The organism is Virgibacillus sp. 7505 (genome assembly GCF_002272135.1).
In the GTDB taxonomy this organism is placed as follows: Bacteria; Bacillota; Bacilli; order Bacillales; family Amphibacillaceae; genus Terribacillus.
Window position 1 is genome coordinate 1 of record NZ_NPBF01000077.1, and the last position, 382, is coordinate 382.

General features: G+C 56.0%; 4 tRNA genes. All 4 read right to left on the reverse strand.

From position 1 onward, the window contains the following. Window positions 1–23: 23 nt before the first annotated feature. A tRNA-Asp gene (locus tag CHH91_RS17970) sits at window positions 24–100 on the reverse strand. Window positions 101–130: 30 nt separating this feature from the next. Continuing rightward, window positions 131–202 (reverse strand) — tRNA-Glu (locus tag CHH91_RS17975). Window positions 203–210: 8 nt separating this feature from the next. Then, window positions 211–301: transfer RNA gene (locus CHH91_RS17980), tRNA-Ser, on the reverse strand. 2 nt (window positions 302–303) lie between these two features. Continuing rightward, window positions 304–378 (reverse strand) — tRNA-Asn (locus CHH91_RS17985). Between the last annotated feature and the right edge of the window lie 4 nt (window positions 379–382).

The window sequence follows — 382 nt, forward strand, 5'->3', positions numbered from 1 at the left end:
CCGCTTGGCTATAGCCCAATAAATGGCGGTCCGGACGGGACTCGAACCCGCGACCTCCTGCGTGACAGGCAGGCATTCTAACCAACTGAACTACCGGACCGAGCCTTTAAAGACTCGTTATGAAAAACGATGACCCGTACGGGATTCGAACCCGTGTTACCGCCGTGAAAGGGCGGTGTCTTAACCGCTTGACCAACGGGCCATTTGAGATGGCGGAGAAGGAGGGATTTGAACCCTCGCGCCGCTTACACGACCTACACCCTTAGCAGGGGCGCCTCTTCAGCCACTTGAGTACTTCTCCATTGGCTCCACAGGCAGGATTCGAACCTGCGACCGATCGGTTAACAGCCGATAGCTCTACCACTGAGCTACTGTGGAATAG